Consider the following 25,559-nt stretch of genomic DNA (forward strand, 5'->3'; position numbering starts at 1 on the left):
GAGACACCGAAATGGAACTCAAGCAATTGCGCTATTTCGTTGCCGTGGCCGAGGAACTGCACTTCGGCCGCGCGGCACGGCGGCTCTTCATCTCGCAGCCCGCGCTGAGCTTCGACATCCGCAAGTTCGAAGAGCAACTGGGCGTGCAATTGCTGGAGCGCACCAACAAGGCTGTCGCGCTCACGAACGCGGGCTACGTGCTGCTCGAAGAAGCGCGGCGGCTGCTGGAACAGGCCGACGAAGTGCGGCGCATCGCGGCACGCTCGGCGCATGGGCTCGCGGGGCGGCTGCGCATCGGCTTCGTCAACTCGATGCTGTATCGCGGGCTGCCCGAGGCGGTCCGGCGCTTCGAAGAAGATCATCCCGCGGTGGAGGTCGTGCTGCGCGAGATGAACACCATCGAGCAGGTCCATGCGCTGCAGCGTTTGCATATCGATCTGGGCTTCGCGCACTGGGGGCGCTTTCCTGCCGAGGTGCAATCGGAGCCGCTATTTTCCGAGCCATTTCTGTGCTGCCTGCCGGCGGGCCACCGCTTCGCGCGGCGCAAGCGCATCGAGCTCGCCGCGCTCGCGCGCGAGCCGTTCATTTTGTTTCCGCGCTCGGTGTCGCCGCATTATCACGATCAGATCATCGCGACATGCGTGGATGCAGGCTTCAGTCCACAGATCCGTCACGAGGCGCGCTTATGGCAGACCGTGGTGACGATGGTGGAGTTCGGCATGGGCATCGCGCTCGTGCCCGCGGCGCTCGGCAACATGGGCGGCGAGCGCGCGGTGTTCCGGCCGTTGGCAAGCAATCCTTATGAATCGCAGGTGCTCAGGCTCACACGCACGGGCGAAACCGACGCCATCGTGCAAGGCTTCGCAGGGTATCTGGCGGTGCAGGGCCGGGGCAGCAGCTAGCCCGTGATGGGCGGGCGCCTCACGCGCTCACCTGATCGTCGCGCGTCGCGTGCGACGGGCGCGGCAGCGGGCCGCCGTCGGCGAGCAACTGGGTGATGCGCTCGGCGTCGAGCGGCTTGCTGAAACGGTAGCCTTGCGCTTCCGCGCAGCCGAGCGCGAGCAAAAACTCCTGCTGCGCGAGCGTCTCGACGCCTTCCGCAATGACTGCAAGGTCGAGCGCCTTCGCCAACGTGACGATCGCTTTCACGATTGCACCGGTGTCGTTTTCCTCGATCCTGTGCACGAACGCCCGGTCGATCTTGATGCGATCGACCGGCAGCGCGCGCAACTGGCTCAGGCTCGAGTAGCCCATGCCGAAATCATCGATCGCCACGCTGATGCCGGAGCGGCGCAACTCGTGAAGGCGACGCACGACAGTCTCGGGCTGCTGGATCAGCGCGGTCTCGGTGACCTCGAATTCGAGCCCGGCTGGATCGACGCCCGTTTCGCGCAAGATGGACTGAAACGTCTCGACGATATTCGCGCGCTGCAACTGCAGCGGCGACAGATTGATCGAGATGCGCCCCGGCGCAATGCCCATGCGTCGCCAGACGGCGGATTGGTGGCACGCCTCGTGCAGCACCCATTCGCCGAGCCTCGCGACGAATCCCGACTTTTCCGCAAGCGGCACGAAGTCCGCCGGGGCGATCTCGCCGTAAATCTCGTCGTACCAGCGCACGAGCGCTTCCACGCCCAGCACGCGGCCGGTGCGCATGTCCACTTGCGGCTGGTAATGGAGCCGCAGCGCGCCGGCTTCGATCGCCTTTCTGAGGCGCGCGGAAAGAATCAGCTTCGCGTCTGCGTCCGCGCGCATGTCGGGCCGGTAGCGTTCCCAGCAGTTGCGACCGCGATTCTTGGCCGCGTACATCGCCATGTCCGCGCACGGGATCAGCGTCTGGGCGTCGCCCGCATCGGTCGGAAACACGCTGACGCCCACGCTCGCGCTCACCACGAGCTCATGCCCGTCGATGAGCACGGGCTGGGTCATCGCCGCGAGCACGGCATCGGGCAGATCGAAGCGCGCCGCCTCGCCCCGCGCGCCGGGAGCCACGACGATGAACTCGTCGCCGCCGTAGCGGCCGACGATGTCGCCGGGCCGGGCGCACGCTCGCAGACGCGCGGCGACCTCCACGAGCAGCTGGTCGCCGACGCGGTGCCCGAGCGCATCGTTGACGGTCTTGAAGGCATCGAGATCGACGAACACCACATGAACCGATCCGCCGTCGCGGCCCCGGGCGGCGAGCAGCGCCTGCAATCTCGCGCTGACCGCCGCGCGGTTCAGGAGCCCGGTCAGGCTGTCGCATTCGCTCAGTTCGTGCATACGGCGCGAGCGATCGAGCAGCTTGACCGAGACGTCATGCGTCGTTTTGGCGAAGAGGAGCGGATAAATGAAGATGATGGGCAGCCAGACCGGCGCGACCTGCCCATTGAAGGGATAAAAGGCGACGCCAAAGATCGTCACGCCGGCCGCGAGCCCCGCTGCGCTGGCGAGCGCCCCGGCGGCGAACAGCGCCCACCCGGCGATCGCCATGTTGTCGAGAGAGAACATCAACAGGATGACGATCGTGGCAACGGGCTCGAAATGCACGGCGGCGACGAGCCAGCCGCCGAACGCCGAATCGAAGAGCATATTCCGTCGCTCTTTGCGCGGCGCATCGGCGATGACGGGGCCCGTGAGCCGGTAGGCGAGATGCGGCCAAAGCAGGCAGACGGGCAGCACCACGGCAAGGACCCAGGCGGGCGCGTGCTGCAGGTGCAGCAGGAATAGCACGGGTAGCGTGCCCATTGCGTAGCCCAAGGTCCTGAGCACGTATATGCGCCGCACAAGGCCAATAGTCCAGGCGTTATCGCCCTGGGCTGACGTGAGCACGCGGTCCCCCCGAATAGGTTCATATGATTTAACGACAGAGTAGACCAGATCGGCTCAACGCGCGCGAGCAATCAAGGCGGCGGAGCGCCAACATCCCCAAACCGCCGCCTGAGCATGCCCGGCCTTGCCTAACCGCAACTGCCGATTTCCCCGCACGCTGTGCAGAAGTCACAGCCGTCGCGCCGGATTACCGCGTTCGCGCCGCACGAACCGCATTTGCGGCCGAGCATCGCGTGTGGCGCGGCGAGCGCCGCATCGGCGGGCAGCGCGTTGGGGCCGTCCAGCACCTGGTCGCCCGCGCGCGCCGCGGCATCGGCTTCGTCGATGGCCGCCGATGCCGACGAGCCGTTCGAGAACGCCGCCGCTTCGGCGCGGCGCTGGGCGAGCAGCCGTGACGGCACCTGGCGTCCCTCGGCATCCAGAAAGCCGCGCCGGTGCAGGATCTGCTGGATTGCATAGGCGATCGCCGCGACCTCGGAGTCGTGCCAGCGCGGCGTGCGTGTGCCGTCGAGCCGCTGCGTATGCCCATAACGCACTTGGCCGCGGTCCCACGACACCTTGCGCAAGTCCTGCAGATTGCGCGCGACAAAGCCGCCGCGCGCCGCGAGCGAGAGCGACCGCATCGTCGCCGTGATCCATTGCTGCGACTCATCGCGCTGGCCCACGGGAATGAAGAATTCGATGGGCCGCTCGATCGTCACGGACTCGCCGCCCACCTGGCCCGTCACTTCGAGGAACGAGACGGCCACGTAGAGCGAGACCTTGCCGGTCTGCGTGAGGTATTCGATTTTCTCGATCACGGCGGGCAGTTCGCCCTTGGGCCGATGGTCGATCGCCACGCGCAGCGGGTCGAGCAGGCCGTCGCCCTGGGCGTCGTCGAGCGCGCCGCCTGCGGCGGGCAGCGTTTGCAGCACCGCGCCGAGCGTCTCGTTGGGCCGATAGGTGGCGAGGCCCTTGAGGCCGCGCCGCCAGGCGTCGAGATAGAGGTTTTCGAACGCTTCGAACGGGTAGTCGGCGGGCACGTTCACGGTCTTCGAGATCGACGTGTCCACGAACGGCTGCACGGCCGCCATCATCGCCACGTGTTCCTGCGCGCTCATCTGCAGCGCGCTCACGAAATAGTCGGGCAAGGCATCCACGTTCCCGCCGAGCTCGCGATAGACGCGCCACGCGTGGTCCTCGACCATGAAGGTCTCGTTGCTGCCGTCGGCCATGCGGCGGGTGCGCTGGTAGGTCCACGAGAACGCGGGCTCGATGCCGTTCGAGACGTTGTCGGAGAACGCGAGGCTCACCGTGCCGGTGGGCGCGACCGAGAGCAGATGGCTGTTGCGGATGCCATGCGCGCGGATCTCGGCTTGCAGGTCCTCGGGCAGGCGCGAGGCGAAGGTGCCGCTTGCCAGATAGGAGTTGGCGTCGAACAGTGGGAACGCGCCGCGCTCGTGCGCGAGCGCCACCGACGCGCGGTATGCCGCATCGCGCATGGTGCGCCCCACGCGGGCGCCGAACGCGCAGCCGGCCTCGGAGTTGTAGCGGATGCCGAGCATCACGAGCGTGTCGCCGAGGCCCGTGAAGCCTACGCCGATGCGCCGTTTGGCGGCGGCTTCGGCCTGCTGCTCGGGCAGCGGCCAGAGCGTGACGTCGAGCACGTCGTCGAGAAAGCGCACCTGGGTGGCGGTGCGTGCGGCAAGTTCGTCCCAGTCGAACGCGGGCTGGCCGCCGCGCAGTTGCGCGAACGGCTCGCGCACGAAGCGCGTGAGGTCGAGCGGGCCGAGATTGCAGCAGCCATAGGCTGGCAGGGGCTGCTCGCCACAGGGATTGGTTGCGCGGATGCTTTCCAGCGCGCGCAGGTTGTTGTCCTCGTTCATGCGCGAGATGAACACCACGCCGGGCTCGGCCATGTCGTAGGTCGAGCGCATGATGGTGTCCCACAGCGCGCGGGCGCGTTTTTCGGCATAGACCCACAGGCCGTCTTCGCGCTGCTTGAGGTCGCCTGCCGCGCGCAGCGCGGGCGAGGGTTCGGCGCCGTGCACGAGCGGCCAGATCTCGTCGTTTTCGACGGCGCGCATGAACGCATCCGTGACTGCGACCGAGACGTTGAAGTTGTTCCAGCGGCCCTTCGAATGCTTGGCCTCGATGAATTCGGGCAGGTCGGGGTGATCGCAGTCGAGCACGGCCATCTGCGCGCCGCGCCGCGCGCCCGCGCTCTCCACGGTGCGGCACGAGGCGTCGAAAACGTCGATGTAGCTGCACGGCCCGGAGGCGCTCGATCCCGTCGATTTGACGTGCGCGCCGCGCGGGCGGATCGCCGAAAAGTTGTAGCCGACGCCGCCGCCGCGCCGCATGGTTTCGGCGGCTTGCAGGAGCGCGACGTAGATGCCGGGGCGGCCCTCGTCGTCGGTGCCCTGGATGCTGTCGCCCACCGGCTGCACGAAGCAGTTGATGAGCGTGGCCTCGATGCCGGCGCCCGCCGCGCTCATGATGCGGCCCGCGCCCAGCGCGCCGTGGCGCAGGTTGTCGACGAAGCGCGCTTCCACTTCGGCGCGCAGCGCGGGAGGCTCGGCCTGCGCGACGCCGTGGGCGACGCGGCGGTAGATGTCGTCGGCGCTTTGCTCGTCGCCCTTGGCGTACTTTTCGAGCATCACGTCGAGCGAGAAGGGCTGCGCAGTGGGCTTTGAGGCAGGCTCTGAAGCGGGCTTTGAAGCGAACGGAAGCGGGGGCGTGTTTTCAGCCATGGCGGGGCCTCTCGGAGCGCCGCGCCGCTGATGGACGAAAACAAAGGGCCGATGCGCGGGCGGCGGTTGCGGAACGGGGCGTCCGCTGCGCATGCTGTGCGCAACCGGCGCCATCTTGTGCAACCTTACCGCAGTGGCGGCCGGGTGTGGCCCCGCGCTTACCGCTCTTCGAAGAGGTCGCCGAATACTTCTGCCGCGATCATCACCGACGCATTGAGCGGGGCCGGCCGTTCGGCGGGCTTGTACACGGCGTCGCCGCGGCGGATCTTGCGGCGCGTGACGGCGCAGGTTCCCGAGGTGTGCGCCGAGCGGCGGCGCCAGCGCTGTTCGCCATAGTGGCAGCGGCCGGGTTCGACCCAGCGGATCACGAGCGCGGAATCCGTTTGTTCGAGGATTTCGATGCGTTCACCGTGGATTCCGTCAAGCGCGAGGCACGCGTTCTTGGTCATTGTCGGCTCCGTAAGTGGGTGTGCCCGGACTGTATTCCTGCGAGCCGCCGAGAGCCATTGTGCCGGGGTAGAAACACCGTTGCTTATATCGAAACAATCCCCCTGCGACACATTGCGCATAACGAAGAAATGGGGGTTTGCGGGCGGTCAAGGTTTGACCTGCTGAATTTGTGCAACGCAGTGTTGTACCAGGCGCGACATGATTGTGGCCTGGAGGAGGACGGGTTGAAACGCTGGAGGGTAGCGCAAATCTGCTGAAACGCGGCCTGTCGCCGCACGCGGGCGTTCGCGTTTTCGGTGCGCCGCGCTTATGCTGGCGGCTCGCGGCGGAACGCATTTGCTGCACCGCACGTGCCGTCTTGCCGAATTTTTACGAGGTTACATGATTCAACGCCCACCCGCTCCGAACTCCGCAAACGAGCAAAAACTCCAGCGCGTCGCGTCCGCCGTGTTGTTTGCCGTGCTCGTCCTGCTCGCGCTGTGGGTCGTGCGCGAATTCTTGCCCGCCGTGGCTTGGGCGAGCGTGGTCGCGATCGTGCTGTGGCCGGCCTATCAGGCCATCGAGCGGCACCGCTGGTTCAAGTGCCGCACCACCTGGATCGCCACGGTGCTCACGGTGGCCATCGCGCTGCTCGTCGTGCTGCCGATCACGGTCACCGCAATCCAGGCGGCCGGCGAGGCCCACGAACTCTATCTGTGGCTGCGCGCGGCCCAGGAAAACGGCGTGCCGGTGCCCGACTTCGTCGCGCAGCTGCCGATGGGCAGCCATCAGTTGAGCGCATGGTGGCAGGACAATCTCGCGCAGCCCCTCAATAACTCGTCGGCGATGAAGAGCCTGCACAGCGACGCCATCGTGTCGGCCGGCCGGCATTTTGGCGCACGCGCCTTGCACGCGTCGATGACCTTCGGCTTCATGCTCGTCACGCTGTTCGTGATCTTTCAGGCGGGGCCCAGGCTCTCCGGCACCGTGATGCGCGGCGCGCGGCGCGCGTTCGGCGTGGACGGCGCGCAACTGCTGCAGCGCATGGCAACCGCTGTGCGCGCGACCGTGACGGGCCTCGTGGTGGTCGGGCTGGGCGAGGGCGTGCTGCTCGGCGCTGCCTACATGCTCACCGGCGTGCCGCACGCGGCGCTGCTCGGCACCGTGACCGCCATTGCGGCGATGGTGCCGTTCTGCGCACCCGTGGTGTTCTGCGGCGCGGCGCTGTGGCTGCTGGTGCAGGGCTCGGTGATTGGCGCCATCGCGCTGGCGGTGTGCGGCTGCGTGGTGGTGTTCGTCGCCGAGCACTTCGTGCGGCCCGTGCTGATCGGCAATTCGACGCGCCTGCCCTTCCTGCTCGTGCTGTTCGGCATCCTCGGCGGCGCGGCCACCTTCGGCCTGATCGGCATTTTCATCGGCCCGGCGCTGATGACGGTGCTGATGGTGCTGTGGGTGAACTGGGCGGGGTGACGCGGTCGCTTTTGCGTTTGCCCTGGGCCCGGTGAGGCTCGCGCTCAGTGCACGCAGGCGAGCGCGTACTTGAGCGCGGCGGGCAGCAACTGGCGCCAGACGGGCCAGACGTGGCCGCCATCGACGATGCGCAGCGCCGCCGGATTGCCGGCTTCGCGCAAGCGCGTGTAGAGCAGCGACGACTCGGCCTGGATCACGAGGTCGTCGTCGCCCGAGGCGATGAAGATGGGGATGCGCCAGGGCCGCCCGAAATAGCCGCTCCAGAGCGCGGGATAGTTGAGCGTATGCCAGACGTGCGGATCGAACTGATGCTCGCCGAACACCCCCACGCGCCGCGCCGACGATGAGAGCGGCGGCTCGCCCGCGTAGACCGCCGGCGAGAGCAGCAGCGTGCCGCAAAACATTTCCGGGTGTTCGAGCGTGTAGCGCAGCGCGCCGAATCCGCCCATCGAGACGCCGCCGATCGCCCGGCCGCCGCGCTCGTTCTCGACGGCAAAGTGCGACTCGATCTCCGGAATCAGATCGGCGAAAAAGGCCGTCTCCATCTTTTCCTTGCGATCGACATACCAGTCGGTGCCGCCTTGCGGCATCACGATCACGACCGGCGGAATCTCGTGGCGGGCGATCAGCGTATCGGCGGCGTTTTGCAGGTCGCCTTGCGTGACCCAGTCCATCGCGTCGCCGTTGTTGCCGTGCAGGAGGTAGAGCACCGGATAGCGGGCGGCGTCGGTGTGATAGCCCGTGGGCAGGTAGACCGCGTAAGGCCAGTCGCGCCCGAGTGCCGTCGCGTGGAAGCTGCGCATGGCGACCGTGCCGGCCGCGGCGCGCCCGGCGAACGGCGCGAGCGCCGCGAAGGTGGCGAAGGCCATGAGGACCGCGAGCGCCGCGCGGAGCAGCGCCGCGCGCGGCGCAGCGAAAGGCGGCGCGAAGGGGGGGGCGAAAGGCGATGCAAAGAGCGCGGTGCGGGAAGGTCTGCGCATGGCAGGAGTGGCCGATGAGGAAGGCGCGTCAGCGGCGCGCGGGCCCATCATGCTAGCAGCGGCCCGTGCGCGCCGGAAGCGTGGCGGCGCGTCTCAGCGTGGATACGTCAAGCCGACACCTTCGCGCGCGAGGGCAGCAGACGCTTGAGCGGATCGGATGCGCGCGCAACCAGCAGCAGCGAGGTCAGCGCGATGGCGTCGGCGGCGAGGCCGAGCGGCACGTTCAGATAGCCGTCGGTGTACCAGTAGAGGACCGAGTCCACCGTCAGCGAGATGACCGCGCCGGCCACGAACGACAGCATCCCCTTGCGGCCCACGAGCCCCACCCACGGCAGCGCGGCGGCGAGCTTCCTGGCCCAGCCCAGCCGGATCATATGCGCGGTGAGCCACGCGATTCCGAAGAAGTTGACGGCGCGGAACCACGCGAGATTGCGCTTGTAGTCCTCGTCGAGCGTGATGTTGCCCAGATGCAGGCGGTAGATGGCGGCCGCCATGACTACGGCGAGCGCGAGCGCGGTGACGAAAGCGCCGAGCTTGCGCTGCGCGGTGACGCTCTGGAACACCGGCTGCGCCTGGGCGATCACGCCGGCCACGAACATCAATTGCCAGCCGAACGGATTGAAGTCCCAGCTCGCATCGGCCACGTGCGGCAGCCACGGCGTGAGGTACGGGCCGATGACCCACAGCGCGAAGCTGATGGCGCCCAGCAGCCACGGACGCGTGCGCGCGAGCGGCAGGGCCAGCGGCGCGGCCAGCGCGAAGCACGCGTACATCGGCAGCACGCCCGCGAGATACGGCTGGCGGCGCAGCAGCACGATGTCGCGCAGCGCGGCGGCGGGGGCGAGCGTGAGATCGTCGAGATCGGTGGTGGCGAGGTTCGGCGCGTCGACGTTGCAGGCGACCATGATCGCCGTCACGAGCAGCATGAGCAGCGCGGTGACCACGAAGGCGCGATAGATCTCGAACGCACGCTTGATGAAGCGCTGGCGGGCGGCGGCCTCGGTGCGGCGCGCGCAGAGCGCGGCCCACGCGGTGGCCGTGGCGAAGCCGCCGAGGAACACGAACACTTCGGCGGCATCGCACAGCGCGTAGGCATGCAGCGTGACGCGCGAGAGGATGCTGCCGCCGATGTGATCGACGACGATGATCAGCAGGACAAGGCCGCGAAAGAAGTCGAGTTCGACGAGACGTTTGGATGACTGTGACATGGATCCGGCGTCAGCCGGCTGTGGCGCGCCAAGTGGGCCCGGCTCGGCCGGGAAGGGCGCGCACGGCCGCGCTGGCGCGTGCAAAAAAGGTCGCTGCAGTGTGGCGGGCCGGCTCCCGCACGAAGCCGGAGTGGCGCGAAAAGTCAAAAGCCCCCGCGAATGCACAACGGAGGCCCAGGAATGACCTGAATTGACTCGTCAAGGTTCCCATGCTTCGCGGGCATCCGCTTGACGGGGGCAATACTACATGAGTTTCAAACGGCTTTCAGGGGACTCGGCTGCTTAAGTTCTGATTCAGCCTGCCGATATGTTCGAGGGGTGAGCGCGTGATCTGGCTCTATTTCTGCACGCGGGGCGGGGCAAAAAGATTTCTTCGTATTTTTAAGATTTGTATCAGAGTGTTGTTGCCTACCGGATATATGTGAAATGCGTTTTACAATGCCAGACGGTTTTTAAGATGGATTCGGAGCTGCTGTCATGGAATTTGCGCGACGGTAGCGGATTTTGTCATGTAAAGCACGCAATTTGAATGCAGATGGAACCGGGCCGGCGTGTACGGCTGGCCGGCGAGCGGCAGGGGGAGCGCGTTTCGATGCGGCAGACCTGATCACGCCGTTCGAGTGGCGTTCCGTTGCGACGAGCGGCTTTGCATGGGACAGGAGAGCAACAATCATGTTCGACGATCGTTCCGGGCAGCGCGCCAACGGTTTGACGCGCCGTCTGTGGCAGTGTCTCGTGGGCCTCGGTCTCGCGGCATTGCTGGGCGCTTGCGCAAACGTTGACCAGCAGCCGGCGCAGCCGCAGCCCGATGAGTCGGCTGCCGCGAGCCCCGCGTCGGACGCGGCTGCCGCGGCTGCCGCTGCCGCTGCCGCCAAAGCGTCGGCGAGCCAGCAGCAGGCCGCACCGGTCACGCGCGTGGTCACGAAGACCACGTGGGTACGCGTGCGCCGCGGCGACTCGCTGCTGGGAATCGCCGCGAGCCACAAGGTTGCGGTCAAGGACCTGGCGGCATGGAACGGCATCAAGCCCAACAGCCACGTGCGGATAGGCCAGTCGCTCAAGCTGGTCTCGAAGCAGACGATCACAGTGCAAGCCGCCGCGCCCGGGCCGTCCGGCGGCGCCAGCACGGGAAGCAGCGCGACAGCGGCTTCGACGGCAAGCTCGAGCGCAAGCGCCGAGGACAGCCGCCAGGTCGCGGCCGAAGTCAAGCGCCATGCGCGCAGCGTGGCGCTGGTGTGGCCCGCTCGGGGCAAGGTGGTGGAGCCGTTCGAGCCGGGTACGACGCGCGGCATCGAGATCGCGGGCAAGGCCGGCGACCCCGTGATCGCCGCCGCCGACGGCAAGGTCATGTACGCAGGCACGGGCCTGAACGAGTACGGCAGCCTGATCATCGTCCAGCACAACAAGGACTTCCTTACGGCTTACTCGCACAACCGGCGCTTGCTCGTGAGGACGGGCGACGTGGTCCACCAGGGCCAGCAGATCGCGGAGATGGGCAGCGAGAAGAACGACCGCGTTGCGGTGATGTTCGAGGTGCGCCGCGACGGCAAGCCGGTCGATCCAATGCCATATCTGCCCTCGCCGCAAAGCTGAGCGCGCCGTTTCGGAGCGCGGCGCAAGGGCGCCGCGGCCGCTTGCGGTTCTTTTAGTGCTGGATTTGCGCGGCGAGGCCTAGCTCGCCGGCAACCTTTCCCAGCCGCTTGTCTCGAGTCCAGATCGTAACGCCGGGTTGCAGGCGCGCCGACGCCAGCAGGCTGGTGTCGACGTAGCCGATGCCCCGATTGGACAGCTTCGCGTGCTCGATCAGATAGAACGTTTCTTCCGGCGTGGCGGTAGGCACCGCTGGCAAGTCTCGCAACGCGCAGAGGACAGTATTGCGATCGCGCAGATTGCCGAGCGAAATTTCCCCAATCACATAAGCATGCGCGAGCACGCGCTCGTCTGTGAGCAGGCTTGTCAGCAGGGGATCGGCGGCATTGAAATGGTCGATCCAGATCGATGTGTCGACGAGAATCATTCGGCATCCGTCCGACGACGCGGCGGCGCCACGATGCCAGGCTGGCTTCCACCAAGGTTCGCGAGCCGTCGAGCGGCCTCGCGCTGAATCAGGGCTTTGAGGGCTTCGCGCACGATTGCTGTCTTTTCCTCCAAACCGGTGTAGGCCTGCGCTTTGGCGATCAAGTCGTCGTCGAGAACGATGGTGGTACGCATGACGGTTACTCCTCGATGTGCAGGCATAAAATGTAGCATCAATTGATGCGGTTTTCGATGCATGCATGGCCGATTCAGTTGGTTGATTGGAAAAACATTGCCGTAGAGCAAAAAACGCCCTGACGCATCGCAGCGCCAGGGCGTTTTTCTTCAATCAGCGCAAACCGCGCGGTGCTGCAAGCCGCTTCTTAAAACGCGTCTCCCGGCACCCGCACCGCCCCTTCCATCAGCACGCGCGCGCTGCGGCTCATGATGGCCTTCTTGACCACCCACTCGCCGTTCTCCTCGTGCGCCTCGGCGCCCACGCGCAACGTGCCCGACGGATGGCCGAAGCGCACCGCGTTGCGCTCGCCGCCGCCCGCCGCGAGATTCACGAGCGTGCCCGGAATGGCCGCCGCCGTGCCGATCGCCACGGCCGCCGTGCCCATCATGGCGTGATGGAGCTTGCCCATCGACATCGCGCGCACCAGCAGATCGACGTCGCCGGCTTCCACGCGCTTGCCGCTCGACGCCGTATAGCCCTGCGGCTTCGCCACGAAGGCGATCTTGGGCGTGTGCTGGCGCGTGGCGATCTCGTCGAGGTGCTTGATGAGGCCCATGCGCAACGCGCCGTGGGCGCGGATGGTCTCGAACGTCTTCAGCGCCTCGGCGTCGCCGTTGATGGCGTCCTGCAGTTCCATGCCGGTGTAGCCGATGGCCTCGGCGTTCACGAAGATCGTCGGAATGCCGGCGTTGATCATGGTGGCCTTGAGCGTGCCGACGCCCGGCACTTCGAGGTCGTCCACGAGCTTGCCGGTGGGGAACATCGCGCCGCCCGCGCCTTCTTCCTCGGCGGCGGGGTCGAGGAACTCGAGCTGCACTTCGGCGGCGGGGAAGGTCACGCCGTCGAGCTCGAAGTCGCCGGTCTCCTGCACCTCGCCGTTCGTGATGGGCACGTGCGCGACGATGGTCTTGCCGATGTTGGCCTGCCAGATGCGCACGGTGGCCGTGCCATTGGCGGGAATGCGGCTCGGGTCGACGAGGCCGCCGCTGATCGCGAACGGACCGACTGCGGCCGAGAGATTGCCGCAGTTGCCGCTCCAGTCGACGAAGGCTTTGTCGATGGCGACCTGGCCGAACAGATAGTCGACGTCATGATCGGGCCGGCTGCTTTTGGCGACGATCACGGTCTTGCTGGTGCTGGAGGTGGCGCCGCCCATGCCGTCGATTTGCTTGCCGTAGGGATCGGGGCTGCCGATTACGCGCATGAGCAGCTTGTCGCGCGCGACGCCGGGCTGTTGCGCGGCATCGGGCAGATCCTGGAGGCGGAAGAACACGCCTTTACTGGTGCCGCCGCGAATATAGGTAGCGGGAATCCGGATCTGGGGAATATGACTCATAGAAATTCCGTATCGATAAAAGTCCGCGATCTCCCCTCTCCCAGGAGGGAGAGGGGCTGGGGGAGAGGGGAACGCCTTTCGGCGATGTCACCGAGAATCACCTCAAGCACCACATCGACGTTCGACAATATCTCGTCGTTCCAGAAGCGCAGAACCTTGAAGCCTCGGCTCCGCAACCAGGTGTCACGCACTGCGTCGGTGGCGCTGCCGTTGTGCTGCCCGCCATCGGCCTCGATGATCAAACGCGCACCGAAGTGCATGAAGTCCACGATGTAGGGGCCGATGGGGTGCTGTCTGCGGAATTTCTCGCCGCACAGGCGGTGGGCGCGGAGGTGGCGCCATAGCAGTTGCTCTGCGTTCGTCATGTTCTTGCGCAGAAGTCTGGCGCGCTGGATTTGATGCGTTGTTGCCACCGCTTCCCCCTCTCCCCAACCCCTCTCCCTCAAGGGAGAGGGGCTTTATGGGCGCTTACGCTGTCTGGAATGACTCCAGGAAGTCTTGCGCGAAGCGCTGCAGGACGCCGCCCGCTTCGTAGATCGAGACTTCCTCCGCCGTGTCCAGGCGGCACGTCACCGGCACTTCCACCCGCTCGCCGTTCTTGCGCTGGATCACCAGCGTCAGATCCGCGCGCGGCGTGCGCTCGCCAATCACGTCGTACGTCTCCGTGCCGTCGATGCCCAGCGTCGTGCGGTTCGTGCCCGCCTTGAACTCCAGCGGCAGCACGCCCATGCCGATCAGGTTCGTACGGTGAATGCGCTCGAAGCCCTCCGCCACGATCACTTCCACGCCCGCAAGACGCACGCCCTTGGCCGCCCAGTCGCGCGAGCTGCCCTGGCCGTAGTCCGCACCCGCCACGATGATGAGCGGCTGCTTGCGTTCCATGTAGGTTTCAATCGCTTCCCACATGCGCGTGACCTTGCCTTCCGGCTCGATGCGCGCAAGCGAGCCCTTCTTCACGACGCCGTCCACCACGGCCATCTCGTTGATGAGCGTGGGGTTCGCGAAAGTCGCGCGCTGCGCCGTGAGGTGGTCGCCGCGGTGCGTCGCGTAAGAGTTGAAGTCCTCTTCGGGCAGGCCCATTTTCGCGAGGTATTCGCCCGCTGCACTGTTCGCCAGGATCGCGTTCGAGGGCGACAGGTGGTCGGTCGTGATGTTGTCGCCAAGCACGGCGAGCGGGCGCAGGCCCTTCAACGTGCGCTCGCCCGCAAGCGCGCCTTCCCAGTACGGCGGACGGCGGATGTACGTGCTTTGCGCGCGCCAGTCGTACAGCGGGTCGGTGGTCTCGCCGCTGGCGGCCGTGACCGCGAACATCGGTTCGTACACCTTGCGGAACTGCTCGGGTTTCACGCTCTGCGCGACGATGGCGTCGATCTCTTCGTCGCTCGGCCAGATGTCCTTCAGGTACACGGGCTTGCCGTTCTGGTCCGTGCCCAGCGAATCCTGCTCGATGTCGAAGCGGATCGTGCCGGCAATCGCGTACGCGACCACGAGCGGCGGCGAGGCGAGGAACGCCTGCTTCGCATACGGGTGGATGCGGCCGTCGAAGTTGCGGTTGCCCGAGAGCACGGCGGTCGCGTACAGGTCGCGATCGATGATCTCCTGCTGGATCTTCGGATCGAGCGCGCCCGACATGCCGTTACACGTCGTGCACGCGAACGCCACGATGCCAAAGCCCAGCTTTTCGAGCTCGGGCAGCAGCTTCGCGTCTTCCAGATACAGCTCGACCGCCTTCGATCCCGGCGCGAGCGAGCTCTTCACCCACGGCTTGCGCGTAAGGCCGCGCGCATTGGCGTTGCGCGCGAGCAGCGCGGCGGCGATCACGTTGCGCGGGTTGCTAGTGTTCGTGCAGCTAGTGATGGCGGCGATGATCACCGCGCCGTCGGGCATCTGCCCCGGCGTTTCTTCCCACTTGCCGGCAATGCCGCGCTCGGCCAGCGCCGAGGTGGGCAGGCGCTTGTGCGGGTTCGACGGGCCGGCCATGTTGCGCACCACGCTCGACAGATCGAACGTCAGCGTGCGTTCGTACTGCGCATTGGCGAGCGTGTCGGCCCACAGGCCGCCAGTCTTCGCATACGTCTCGACGAGCTTGACCTGCTCTTCCTCGCGGCCCGTGAGGCGCAGATAGTCGAGCGTCTGGTCGTCGATGAAGAACATCGCGGCCGTGGCGCCATACTCGGGCGCCATGTTCGAGATGGTTGCGCGGTCGCCGAGCGTGAGGCTCGACGCGCCCGCGCCGCGGAACTCCAGATACGCACCCACGACTTTTTCCTTGCGCAGGAATTCGGTGAGGGCGAGCACGATGTCGGTGGCGGTGATGCCGGGCTGGCGCTTGCCGGTAAGCTCCACGCCGACGATGTCGGGCAAACGCATCCACGAGGCGCGGCCGAGCATGACGTTCTCGGCTTCGAGGCCGCCCACGCCGATGGCGATCACGCCGAGCGCGTCCACGTGCGGCGTGTGGCTGTCCGTGCCCACGCAGGTGTCGGGGAACGCCACGCCGTCGCGCGCCTGGATCACGGGCGACATCTTCTCCAGATTGATCTGGTGCATGATGCCGTTGCCCGGAGGAATCACGTCGACGTTCTTGAACGCTTTCTTCGTCCAGTTGATGAAGTCGAAACGGTCTTCGTTGCGCCGGTCTTCGATCGCGCGGTTCTTCTTGAACGCGTCCGGGTCGAAGCCGCCGCATTCGACGGCGAGCGAGTGGTCGACGATCAACTGCACCGGCACCACCGGGTTCACCTTGGCGGGGTCGCCGCCCTGGTCAGCGATGGCGTCGCGCAGGCCGGCGAGGTCCACGAGCGCGGTCTGGCCGAGAATGTCGTGGCAGACGACGCGCGCGGGGAACCACGGAAAGTCGAGGTCGCGCTTGCGCTCGATGAGCTGCTTGAGCGAAGCGGTGAGCGTGGCCGGGTCGCAGCGGCGCACGAGGTTTTCGGCGAGCACGCGCGAGGTGTAGGGCAACGTGTCCCAGGCGCCGGGCTGGATGGCCTCGACGGCTTCGCGCGCGTCGAAGTAATCGAGCCGGGTGCCGGGTAGGGGCTTGCGGTAGGCGGTATTCACGGCTGTGGGGACCAATGTGTAGTGGGGTTGCGGCGGGCACGCGCGCCGTAAGCGAAGGGCTCACTCTACGCGCACGTGCCGCCGTCTCCCAGTCTGCCGGATGGACTATTCGATTCGGCAGACTGGCGTGCCTCGATCAGCGCTTGCCGATCGGCGTGAACTTCAGATTCTCCGGACCCGTGTAATTGGCGCTCGGGCGGATGATCTTGTTGTCGATGCGCTGCTCGATAATGTGCGCGCTCCAGCCGGCCGTGCGCGAAATCACGAACAGCGGCGTGAACATCGCCGTCGGCACGCCCATCATGTGATACGAAACCGCGCTGAACCAGTCGAGGTTCGGGAACATCTTCTTGATTTCCCACATCGTCGATTCGAGGCGCTCGGCGATGTCGAACAGCTTCAGGTTCGACTGCTCCTTCGACAGCTTCTTCGCGACTTCCTTGATGACCTTGTTGCGCGGGTCCGAGATCGTGTACACCGGGTGGCCGAAGCCGATCACGACTTCCTTCGCTTCCACGCGGCGACGGATGTCGCTTTCCGCCTGGTCGGGCGTGTCGTAGCGCGACTGGATCTCGAACGCGACTTCATTCGCGCCGCCGTGCTTCGGGCCGCGCAGCGCGCCGATCGCGCCGGTGATGGCCGAGTACATGTCCGAGCCCGTGCCGGCGATCACGCGGCCGGTGAAGGTCGAAGCGTTGAACTCGTGCTCGGCGTAGAGGTTCAGCGAAACGTGCATGGCGTCGACCCACGACTTCGACGGCTCGCGGCCGTGCAGCAGGTGCAGGAAGTGGCCGCCGATCGAGTCGTCGTCGGTTTCCACTTCGATGCGCTTGCCGTTGTGCGAGTAGTGATACCAGTACAGCAGCATCGAGCCGAGCGAGGCCATCAGGCGGTCGGCGATGTCGCGCGCGCCGGGCAGGTTGTGGTCGTCTTTTTCCGGCAGCACGGTGCCGAGCACCGAGACGCCCGTGCGCATCACGTCCATCGGGTGCGCCGAAGCGGGCACCCATTCGAGCGCCGCCTTCACGTTCGCGGGCAGGCCGCGCAGTGCCTTGAGCTTGGTCTTGTACGCAGCGAGTTCTGCGATGTTCGGCAGCTTGCCGTGCACGAGCAGGTAAGCGACTTCTTCGAATTCGCACGCGGTGGCGAGGTCGAGAATGTCGTAGCCGCGGTAGTGCAGGTCGTTGCCGGTGCGGCCCACGGTGCACAGCGCGGTATTGCCCGCGGCCACGCCGGACAGCGCGACGGACTTCTTCGGCTTGAAGGCGCCTGCGGCTTGCGTGGTGTTGTCGGTTTCGCTCATGGTGTCGTCCTTTCTCTCTCTAATTGGGGTGATCGTATGAAGATTGCGCGGCGTTACTTCTTCGCGGCGAACAGCGCGTCGAGCTTGTCTTCATACGCGTGATAGCCGAGGTACTTGTAGAGGTCCTCACGCGTTTGCATCGTCGAAACAGCGGCCTTTTGCGTGCCGTCGCGCTTGACCGTCTCGTAGAAGTTCAGCGCCGCCGCGTTCATCGCGCGGTACGCGCCGCAGCAGTAGAGCGCGATGTCCACGTTGGCGCTCTTCAGCTCTTCGGTCGTGAAGAACGGCGTCGAGCCGAACTCGGTCAGGTTCGCGAGAATCGGCACCTTCACCGCTGCACGGAAACGGCGGTAGTCGTCGAGCGTCTTCATGGCTTCGGGGAAGATCATGTCGGCGCCCGCTTCCACGTAGGCGACCGCGCGCTCGATGGCGGCGTCGATGCCTTCCGCGGCCGCTGCGTCGGTGCGGGCCATGATCACGAAGCCATCGTCGGTGCGCGCGTCCACGGCGGCTTTCACGCGGTCCACCATTTCGTCGGTCGAGACGACTTCCTTGCCCGGGCGATGGCCACAGCGCTTCTGGCCCACCTGGTCTTCGAGGTGCACCGCGGCGACGCCCGCCTTGATGAACGACTTGATCGTGCGCGCGATGTTGAAGGCGCCGCCCCAGCCCGTGTCGATGTCGACCATCAGCGGGATGTCGACGGCGTCGGTGATGCGGCGCGCGTCGATCAGCACGTCGTCCATCGTGCTGATGCCCAGATCCGGCACACCGAGCGAGTTGGCGGCCACGCCGCCGCCCGAGAGATACACGGCCTTGAAGCCGGTCTGCTCGGCGAGCTTGGCGGCATAGGCGGTGATGGCGCCCACGACCTGCAGCGGTTGTTCGGCGGCTACGGCCGCGCGGAATTTCGCGCCGGCGCTTGCGGGGGATTTGCTGTTCATGTGTGCGAGTCTCCAAAGGAACGGGGCTCATACTGCAGATACCGTGCCAGCTATGAGCAGGGCTGCTAATGCGTTGATTTTTCGTCGGATGGCGTCCATGGCGCCTTGCGCCCCAATTTCCTGTCTGAAATTGCGATTTCAAATTTGAAATCATCGCGCGATAATGAAATTTCGAGCCGATGAGAACCGCCGCAACATGAAACGCTTTCCCTCCGCTTCCGAATTTCGCCCGCGTGTCTGGGCCATGGGCATCAGCCGCCTGCGCGACCTGTTTCGCGACATCGCCAACGAATACGAGGGGCTGGCCGATCTTCGCGTGGTCCCGCGCGGCTTCGAGGAAGCCGCGGCCGAAATCGCGGCGGCCCCGCCCCATCAGCGGCCCGACGTGGTGGTGGCGGCGGGCTCGAACGGCACCTGGCTGAAGGCGCGCATCGACTTGCCCGTGGTGCTCGTGCAGCCCACCGGCTTCGACGTGATGCAGGCGCTCGCGCGCGCGCGCCGCGAGGCCGACCTCGTAGCGCTCGTCACCTATGGCGAGACGCCAGCCGAAGTGCGGCGCTTCGCGAGCGCGTACGGCCTCGATGTCGTGTTCGCGTCCTATCGCACCGTGCAGGACGCCGAGGCCTGTGTGCTGGACCTGCGCGACCGGGGCGTGGGCGCGGTGGTGGGGCCGGGTCATGTGAACGACCTTGCGGCGCGGCTCGGGCTTGTGCCGTTTTTCGTCTATTCGCGCTCTTCGGTGCAGCTCGCCTTCGACAATGCGCTCGAAGTCGTGCAGGCCACGTGGCGCGAAACGCAGCGGCGCCAGCGCCTCGACAGTGTGCTCCAGCATCTGCGCGACGGCGTGGTGGCGCTCGACGCGAACGGCCGCGTGGAGGCGATCAACCAGCGCCTTGCCGCCGTGCTCGGTGTCGACCCGGCCGCGGCGGCGGGCCGCTCGCTCGAAGACCTCGCGCCCGACATCGCCTTCACGCTGCCCGACGCCGACGGCGAATCGCTCGAAACCGTGCGCGGCGTGAGCTACGTCGTGCATCGCGGGCCGCTCGTCGACAACGGCGTGGCCTCGGGCGCCGTGCTCACGTTCCAGGAATCGCGCGCGGTGGAGCGGCTCGACCGCACCTTGCGCTCGCGCCAGCGCACCCAGCAATTCGTGGCGCGCTACCGGCTCGGCGACCTGAGCGGCACAACGCCGGGCATCGCGCGCGTGCGAGAGCTCGCGCAGCGCTACGCGCGCTCGGACGCCACCGTGCTGATCCGCGGCGAAAGCGGCACCGGCAAGGAGATGGTGGCGCAGGGCATCCACCGCGAAAGCCCGCGGCGCGATTTCCCGTTCGTGGCGATTAACTGCGGCGCGTTTCCCGAGGCGCTGCTGGAGAGCGAGCTGTTCGGCTACGAAGAGGGCGCGTTCACGGGCGCGCGGCGCGGCGGCAAGGTCGGGCTGATCGAGGCGGCGCATCGCGGCACGCTCTTTCTCGACGAAATCGGCGAGATGCCTTTGCCGCTGCAAAGCCGCCTGCTGCGCGTGCTGCAGGAGCGCGAGGTGGTGCGCCTTGGCGCAACCGAGCCCACGCGCGTGGACGTGCGCGTGGTGGCGGCCACGCACCGCGCGCTCACGGAACAAATCGACTCGGGCGAATTCCGCGCGGACCTGTTCTATCGGTTGAACATTCTGAATCTGGCGATTCCGCCGCTGCGCGAGCGTGGCGCGGACATCGTGCCGCTCGCCGCCGAGTTGCTGCAACAGTCGGCGCGCCGCGAGCCGCGCGTGGCGCTGCGCATCCGCAACCAGGACGACGCGGCGCGCGCGCTCGCGCCGGTCGGCGACGCGCTCGCGCGTCATTCATGGCCCGGTAACGTGCGCGAATTGCAGAACGTGGTGGAGCGGATGGTGGTGGAGCTCGCGGATTCAGACGTGGACGTGCTCACACCCGAGGTGCTGCGCTCGATTGCGCCCGAGGTGTTCGAGCTGCGCGGCGGCGCGGCGCGAGGGACGGCCATGCGGGCCGGCGGGGCGTTACACGATGCACAGGCCACGCAGGACGCGATGGCCGCTCCGGCAGACATGGAACCCGGCCTGGCCGGTCAGCCGCTCACCTTGCGCGAGCGCAGCCTGCACGTGGAAGCCGACGAGATCCGCGCGGCGCTCGAAGCGCATGACGGCGACCGTGACCGCGTGTGCGCGCAGCTTGGCATCAGCAAGACGACGCTCTGGCGACGCCTGAACGCCGCGAAAGCCAAGCCCGGCGCGAACCACGCGGGCGGAGGACATGGGGAAGGCGCGCGGCGCAAACCGGCGCGCGAGTCCTGACGTGCAAGTGCGTACACGGGCGAGCGGCCCCCGTAGCACGCTCAGTTCTTGATGCCGTTGAGCAGCTTCGCAACCCCGCCGTGCAGGTGCAGCACCTCGGGGCTCTTTTGCAGGAGCGCCTGATAGCGCTCGAAAAACTCCACTGATTCTTCGCCCGCGAAGAGCCCGGCCACGCCTTCGGCGGCGCCCACGCGGTCTTCCGACTTGGCGTCCTTGGCGTCGAGCGTTTCGTCGACGTTTGCAATCACGGTCGAGAGCGGCATCAGCCAGCGGAACTCCGGCCCGTTGATCAGCACTTGCAGGAAGGCAGCCGGCGGCGTTGGCCCGAACTCGCGTTCGTACTCGGCGCGCTCGTGGTCGAGGATCGCCTTGTGCAGCGTGAGGAGCGGCTTGCGGATCTCGGAGAGGAACTGGATTGCGCGGGCTTCGTCCATCGTGGCGGCTCCTGGATTGGGTTCGACATCGCGCGGCGCGCAAGGCGCGCGCCCGTGGCGTCGATGGTAGCGCAACAGGGCAGCGCGCGTGGCACTGATGCGGGGTGATCGAAGCCAGGCGGGCGGGCGCGCTTGCGGACTCGGCGCTACACTCGGCCGGTTCCCGCAAGGCCGCGACCGCGCCCTGGATCGATCGGCGCCAATCGGCCAATCCCGCATCGGAGGAGCGCTCCATGTCGACCGTAGCCAGCAAGCCCGTCCGCAACGCCTGCACGCCTTCCGGCGACGCGCCCATGGCGCTGCCCATCGTGCCGCTGCGCCGGGAGGACCTGCCCATCGACACGATCGAGCTTGCGCGCTTCATGGTCGGCAAGTATCTCGTTCGCGACTCCGACGAAGGGCGCATCGCGGGCCGTCTCGTCGAAGTGGAAGCCTACCCGCCCGGCGACTCGACGAACCATGCATTCATCGGGCGGCGCACCTGGAATGCGTCGATGTTCCTCGCGCGCGGCCATGCATATGTGCGGCTCACTTACGGGAGCGCCTACATGCTCAACATGTCGAGCGAAGTCGAGGAAGTGGGCGCGGGCGTGCTGTTTCGCGCCGTGGAGCCGCTCGAAGGACTGGCGACGATGGCGCCCCGACGCAGCGGCGCGCCGCTGCGCGATCTCGCGCGCGGGCCGGGGCGGCTCACGCAGGCATACGGCATCGGCCAGTCATTCGACGGCTTCGATCTTTGCAGCGGGCAAGGGCTGTGGATCGGGCGGCTGGACGGAGCGGCGCAAAACGGAGCGGAGCACGAGCCGGACAGAGTCACGGGCGTGACGACGCGCATCGGCCTGTCGCGCGAAACGCATCGGTTACTGCGCTTTTACGAGGTGGGCAGCCCGTTTGTCAGCGGTCCGCGCAAGCTGCTGGTGGAGGGCCTTTGAGGTCGATGTGCGAGGCCCATTCGTGTGCATATTGCATTGTTGCCCTGTAGGGAATTGTATTTTGGAGAAATAGGTATTTGCCCTTATCTCCCATCTCAATAAACTTGAAATCGTTGGCTCGCGGCAAGGCGCTGCCGGCCGGCGCAGAACAAGCTATGGAGGTAAGTGATCGTGAAGACCCGTACTCTGATTCAAGCCGCGGTTGTTGCGGCCCTTGTTGCGGCTCCGGCGCTGTCGTTCGCGCAGGATTCGAGCAGCGCACCCAAGTCCCGCGCCGAAGTGCGCCAGGAGCTGATCCAGATCGAGCAGGCCGGCTATAACCCGGCGACGGCTAACGACTCGATGTATCCGCAGGACATCCAGGCCGCCGAAGCGCGCGTTTCCCAACAGCAAGGCATGGCGCAGGCGCAATTGCCGGTAGCGGACACCACCGGCTACGGCGGCGCGCCCATGGGCACGATGCAGTCGGGCCAACCCGCGCCACGCGTGGCGCCGTCGCCGGCCCAGTCGACTTATTTCGGTAACTGATTGATTCAGGCGCTCAGACGCCGCGCGCAGGCCTGCCAGACGGGCGACGCCCGCTTGGCAGGCTAGCTTGCCGGTTCGCAAGCCAGCACACGATTTTTCATGCGTGAAACCTCCGCTGCCGCAAGGTGGCTTCGCCCAACCCGCTCGGGATTGGGCGTTTTTTGCTGGCTGCCGCGTGCGGGCATTTCGACGAGGGCGGGCCGTCAGGTGCCCGCGCCGCCCGTGATGTAGTGCTCCAGCTGCGAGATCGTGAACTGCTGCTCGGCGATGATGTCCTTCACGAGGTCGCCGATCGACACCATGCCCACGAGCTTGCCGTCGGCCATGACGGGAAGGTGGCGCATGCGCCGCTCGGTCATGAGCGCCATGCAGTCGTAGGTAGTCTGGTCGAGCTGCACGAAGCGCACGTGCGGGCTCATGATGTCGCGCACAGGGGTCGTTTTGGACGAGCGGTCCATCAGCACGATCTTTCGCGCATAGTCACGCTCGGTCACGATGCCGACGATCGCCTCGCCGTCGGTGACCACCAGCGCGCCGATCTGCTTTTCGGCCATCAGGCGGATTGCGTTGAACACGGAATCGCTGGCGGCAATCGTATGGACCACCTGTTCCGGCTTGGATTTGAGTACTTGGGCAACGCTCGTCATAGGGCGACTCCTGTTCGTCCTTCGGTGGTTCGGACATTGCGTGTGTGGCACGAGCGGGGTATGCGCTGCCCGTGACCGTTCAGTGAGCCATGATGCAGTAAGCCATGAAAGCCGTACCAGTATAGGCCGATGGGCGGGCGCGCGGCACCAGGATATGCGCCCGACTATGGGGCGGATGACACACGGCGCGGGGGCGGGCGGGGCGGATTAGGACAAATGGCGGTACACTCCGGTTCCAAACTTCAATCCGGCCCTGGGCCGGTTTATGCCAGCCATTTGTACCAGATCATGTCTACGCCCCACGAGCCGTCCTGCGCGGATGGCGATAACGCCAACGAATGCGTCGTGCTTGACGCGGTCGCCACACTGCCTACCCGTTACGGCACGTTCGAGTCTTATGTTTATCGGGTCAAGGACGGCGGCGCCGAGCACGTCGCGCTAGTCATGGGCGACGTGGGCAGCGGCGAGCCCGTGCTCGCGCGCCTGCACTCCGAATGCCTGACCGGCGACGTGTTCGGCTCATACCGCTGCGACTGCGGCGAGCAGCTCGACCTCGCGCTGCGCTACATCGCGGCCGAGGGGCGCGGCGTGCTGCTGTATCTGCGCGGCCACGAAGGCCGGGGCATTGGCCTGTCGAACAAGATTCGCGCTTACCAGCTGCAGCAGCAGGGCCGCGACACCGTCGAGGCGAATCTGGACCTCGGCTTGCCCGACGACGCGCGCGAATACGATTCGGCGGCGGCGATCCTGCGCCTTTTGAAGGTGACGTCGGTGCGGCTGATGAGCAACAACCCCAAGAAGTTCGACACGCTATCGAAGCACGGCATCCCCGTGATCGAGCGCGTCGCGCTGGCGATCCCGATGCGCGAGGAAAACGAACGGTATATCCGCACCAAGCAGGTTAAGTTTGGGCATTACTTCGAAGAGAACGAATAGGGGAAAATTCAGCAGCGTCCGGAGAGGTCCGGGGTGATTCGATAAGTGCTGTAACAGCCTGAATTAAAAGAAAAATTTTCGAATTCGTTACCCTTGGATTGCTGCATCGACGCTCGTCTCCGTACGCCTAAACTTGCCATGTTGGCGTAGGTTTTTTGGCGTTGAACAAAAAACCTACGCCAACTATCCTTCTCTCAAGAAAACCTACGCCGAGAGAAGAATGCACTTCGATGCGCGTGTCGCGGCCAAGCTGCCGAGCGGCGAACACATGACCTTTGAGCAATTCCCGGGATTGCGCCTCCAGGCTTCGGCAAGCCGCAAGTCATGGACGTATCGCTACAAGTCACCAATCGACGGTCGCATGCGACAGGTCAAGCTCGGAGAATGGCCGGCTATGGCATTTCCTGCAGCGATCGCTGCCTGGGAAACGAACCGCGTCGAGCGCGATTCGGGAGCAGAATTATCCGCAGTGCGTCGAAAGCGGGAAAAAGCTGGCACTCGTTCATCGCCAACGGACTACACCGTCAAACAGCTGTGCCGCGACTATCTCGTCGGGCACGTAGAAGTAAATCGCAAGGCCAAGGGGGCAGTCGAAGTCGCACGTATATTCAAGGCGATGCTGGGGCCGATTGCAGATTTGCCCGCCGCCACTATCACACGCGCCCAGGCATTCGATTTCCTCGACTCATATCGGTCGACGCCAGTGCTCGCGGGACGCCTGCGTATGGAGCTAGGTTGTGCATGGCATTACGCGCTCGATGCTGGCCGTCTTCCGGAAAACACTGCGAATTGGTGGAGAGATGTATTAAGAGGGCGCTTGAAGAGCAAGGGGCGCAAGATTGAGGGGAAATATACGGGAACGCAGAAGCGGGTGCTCTCCGCAAACGAGCTTGGCATATTGATCCGTTGGTTGCCGAACTTCAGTTTGACCGTTGCCGACGCGTTGACGCTTTACCTTTGGACCGGTACGAGGGGCAGTGAAATCGTGGCCATGGAGAGCACGGAGATCACGGAGGAAGCAGACGGCTTTTGGTGGACTGTCCCGAAGGACCTGTCCGGCATTTTGTGGGTGAGGCATATCATGAGAGGTAAAAATCATGGATATGCCGATGAAGAAGAAACGTACGGTGGCGTCTCAGGCAGCGGCCCGAGGGCCGCTGCCTGAACTGCCCAAGGCGCTGCTGGACGAACTGGTCAAGGGACCGATGACGCCGGCCCAGGTGCAGGATCTGATGCTGGCGTTC

General features: G+C 66.0%; 21 protein-coding genes and 2 pseudogenes. 9 read left to right on the top strand and 14 right to left on the bottom strand.

Going from position 1 to position 25,559, the window contains the following annotated elements:
• The first annotated feature begins 11 nt into the window (after positions 1-11).
• Positions 12-902, top strand: a complete 891-nt coding sequence (locus tag NH14_RS32285; RefSeq protein WP_035533100.1) for a LysR family transcriptional regulator — start codon at positions 12-14, stop codon at positions 900-902.
• A gap of 19 nt (positions 903-921) precedes the next feature.
• Here the strand turns inward: NH14_RS32285 and NH14_RS32290 are convergent, their stop codons facing one another.
• The 3 genes from NH14_RS32290 to NH14_RS32300 form a co-directional block, all read right to left on the bottom strand.
• The gene (locus tag NH14_RS32290; RefSeq protein WP_152617294.1) at positions 922-2,751 is read right to left on the bottom strand and encodes an EAL domain-containing protein; all 1,830 of its coding nucleotides are present in this window, start codon (positions 2,749-2,751) and stop codon (positions 922-924) included.
• 188 nt (positions 2,752-2,939) lie between these two features.
• On the bottom strand, positions 2,940-5,450 hold the full coding sequence (locus NH14_RS32295) for an adenosylcobalamin-dependent ribonucleoside-diphosphate reductase (protein ID WP_237179844.1): 2,511 nt from the start codon (positions 5,448-5,450) through the stop codon (positions 2,940-2,942).
• A gap of 251 nt (positions 5,451-5,701) precedes the next feature.
• Positions 5,702-5,992 carry a DUF3331 domain-containing protein gene (locus NH14_RS32300; protein ID WP_035533103.1) on the bottom strand — a complete coding sequence of 97 codons (291 nt, stop codon included), beginning with the start codon at positions 5,990-5,992 and terminating at the stop codon, positions 5,702-5,704.
• Positions 5,993-6,374: 382 nt separating this feature from the next.
• Here NH14_RS32300 and NH14_RS32305 point away from each other — a divergent pair, with 382 nt between their 5' ends.
• Positions 6,375-7,442: an AI-2E family transporter gene (locus tag NH14_RS32305; RefSeq protein WP_035533105.1), complete on the top strand. Its 1,068-nt coding sequence runs from the start codon at positions 6,375-6,377 to the stop codon at positions 7,440-7,442.
• Between the two features lie 44 nt (positions 7,443-7,486).
• Here NH14_RS32305 and NH14_RS32310 read toward each other — a convergent pair whose 3' ends face one another.
• Together NH14_RS32310 and NH14_RS32315 are read right to left on the bottom strand one after the other, a co-directional pair.
• The gene (locus NH14_RS32310; RefSeq protein WP_084225903.1) at positions 7,487-8,422 is read right to left on the bottom strand and encodes an alpha/beta hydrolase; all 936 of its coding nucleotides are present in this window, start codon (positions 8,420-8,422) and stop codon (positions 7,487-7,489) included.
• A gap of 107 nt (positions 8,423-8,529) precedes the next feature.
• Entirely contained in the window at positions 8,530-9,630 is a 1,101-nt protein-coding gene (locus tag NH14_RS32315) for an OpgC domain-containing protein (RefSeq protein WP_035533107.1), read from the bottom strand.
• 672 nt (positions 9,631-10,302) lie between these two features.
• Between NH14_RS32315 and NH14_RS32320 the strand changes: the two genes are divergently transcribed.
• Positions 10,303-11,223: a peptidoglycan DD-metalloendopeptidase family protein gene (locus NH14_RS32320; protein ID WP_052148472.1), complete on the top strand. Its 921-nt coding sequence runs from the start codon at positions 10,303-10,305 to the stop codon at positions 11,221-11,223.
• Between the two features lie 52 nt (positions 11,224-11,275).
• Here the strand turns inward: NH14_RS32320 and NH14_RS32325 are convergent, their stop codons facing one another.
• The 7 genes from NH14_RS32325 to prpB form a co-directional block, all read right to left on the bottom strand.
• Positions 11,276-11,647, bottom strand: a complete 372-nt coding sequence (locus NH14_RS32325) for a type II toxin-antitoxin system VapC family toxin (RefSeq protein WP_035533108.1) — start codon at positions 11,645-11,647, stop codon at positions 11,276-11,278.
• A complete protein-coding gene (locus NH14_RS32330; RefSeq protein ID WP_035533110.1) occupies positions 11,644-11,841 on the bottom strand; it encodes a type II toxin-antitoxin system VapB family antitoxin in 198 nt (65 codons plus the stop codon). The genes NH14_RS32325 and NH14_RS32330 overlap by 4 nt, the downstream gene beginning before the upstream one ends.
• A 188-nt stretch (positions 11,842-12,029) precedes the next feature.
• Positions 12,030-13,220 (bottom strand): 2-methylaconitate cis-trans isomerase PrpF, encoded by a 1,191-nt coding sequence (gene prpF, locus NH14_RS32335; RefSeq protein ID WP_035533112.1) that lies wholly within the window; start codon positions 13,218-13,220, stop codon positions 12,030-12,032.
• Complete coding sequence (locus tag NH14_RS32340; RefSeq protein WP_202031852.1) at positions 13,217-13,633, bottom strand: endonuclease domain-containing protein; 417 nt, start codon at positions 13,631-13,633, stop codon at positions 13,217-13,219. Before NH14_RS32340 ends, prpF begins: the two co-directional genes overlap by 4 nt.
• A gap of 55 nt (positions 13,634-13,688) precedes the next feature.
• On the bottom strand, positions 13,689-16,283 hold the full coding sequence (acnD, locus tag NH14_RS32345) for a Fe/S-dependent 2-methylisocitrate dehydratase AcnD (RefSeq protein WP_035533160.1): 2,595 nt from the start codon (positions 16,281-16,283) through the stop codon (positions 13,689-13,691).
• A 136-nt stretch (positions 16,284-16,419) separates the two neighbouring features.
• On the bottom strand, positions 16,420-17,586 hold the full coding sequence (gene prpC / locus NH14_RS32350) for a bifunctional 2-methylcitrate synthase/citrate synthase (protein WP_035533114.1): 1,167 nt from the start codon (positions 17,584-17,586) through the stop codon (positions 16,420-16,422).
• Positions 17,587-17,639: 53 nt separating this feature from the next.
• Positions 17,640-18,530, bottom strand: a complete 891-nt coding sequence (gene prpB / locus NH14_RS32355; protein ID WP_035533116.1) for a methylisocitrate lyase — start codon at positions 18,528-18,530, stop codon at positions 17,640-17,642.
• A 196-nt stretch (positions 18,531-18,726) separates the two neighbouring features.
• Between prpB and prpR the strand changes: the two genes are divergently transcribed.
• Complete coding sequence (gene prpR / locus NH14_RS32360; protein WP_035533117.1) at positions 18,727-20,838, top strand: propionate catabolism operon regulatory protein PrpR; 2,112 nt, start codon at positions 18,727-18,729, stop codon at positions 20,836-20,838.
• A gap of 41 nt (positions 20,839-20,879) precedes the next feature.
• Here the strand turns inward: prpR and NH14_RS32365 are convergent, their stop codons facing one another.
• A complete protein-coding gene (locus NH14_RS32365; protein WP_035533118.1) occupies positions 20,880-21,272 on the bottom strand; it encodes a hypothetical protein in 393 nt (130 codons plus the stop codon).
• Positions 21,273-21,565: 293 nt separating this feature from the next.
• Between NH14_RS32365 and NH14_RS32370 the strand changes: the two genes are divergently transcribed.
• Positions 21,566-22,204, top strand: a complete 639-nt coding sequence (locus NH14_RS32370) for a DNA-3-methyladenine glycosylase (RefSeq protein ID WP_035533162.1) — start codon at positions 21,566-21,568, stop codon at positions 22,202-22,204.
• A 171-nt stretch (positions 22,205-22,375) separates the two neighbouring features.
• Positions 22,376-22,732, top strand: a complete 357-nt coding sequence (locus NH14_RS32375; protein WP_035533164.1) for a DUF4148 domain-containing protein — start codon at positions 22,376-22,378, stop codon at positions 22,730-22,732.
• A 203-nt stretch (positions 22,733-22,935) separates the two neighbouring features.
• Here the strand turns inward: NH14_RS32375 and NH14_RS32380 are convergent, their stop codons facing one another.
• Positions 22,936-23,379, bottom strand: a complete 444-nt coding sequence (locus NH14_RS32380) for a CBS domain-containing protein (RefSeq protein ID WP_035533120.1) — start codon at positions 23,377-23,379, stop codon at positions 22,936-22,938.
• Positions 23,380-23,667: 288 nt separating this feature from the next.
• Here NH14_RS32380 and ribA point away from each other — a divergent pair, with 288 nt between their 5' ends.
• From ribA to NH14_RS32395, 3 genes and pseudogenes are all read left to right on the top strand, one after another.
• Positions 23,668-24,315: a GTP cyclohydrolase II gene (ribA, locus tag NH14_RS32385; protein WP_035533166.1), complete on the top strand. Its 648-nt coding sequence runs from the start codon at positions 23,668-23,670 to the stop codon at positions 24,313-24,315.
• A 220-nt stretch (positions 24,316-24,535) separates the two neighbouring features.
• Positions 24,536-25,363, top strand: a pseudogene (locus NH14_RS32390) (tyrosine-type recombinase/integrase); the annotation flags it as partial.
• Positions 25,364-25,412: 49 nt separating this feature from the next.
• Positions 25,413-25,559, top strand: a pseudogene (locus tag NH14_RS32395) (IS256 family transposase); the annotation flags it as partial.

The organism is Paraburkholderia sacchari, assembly GCF_000785435.2.
Lineage (GTDB): Bacteria > Pseudomonadota > Gammaproteobacteria > Burkholderiales > Burkholderiaceae > Paraburkholderia > Paraburkholderia sacchari.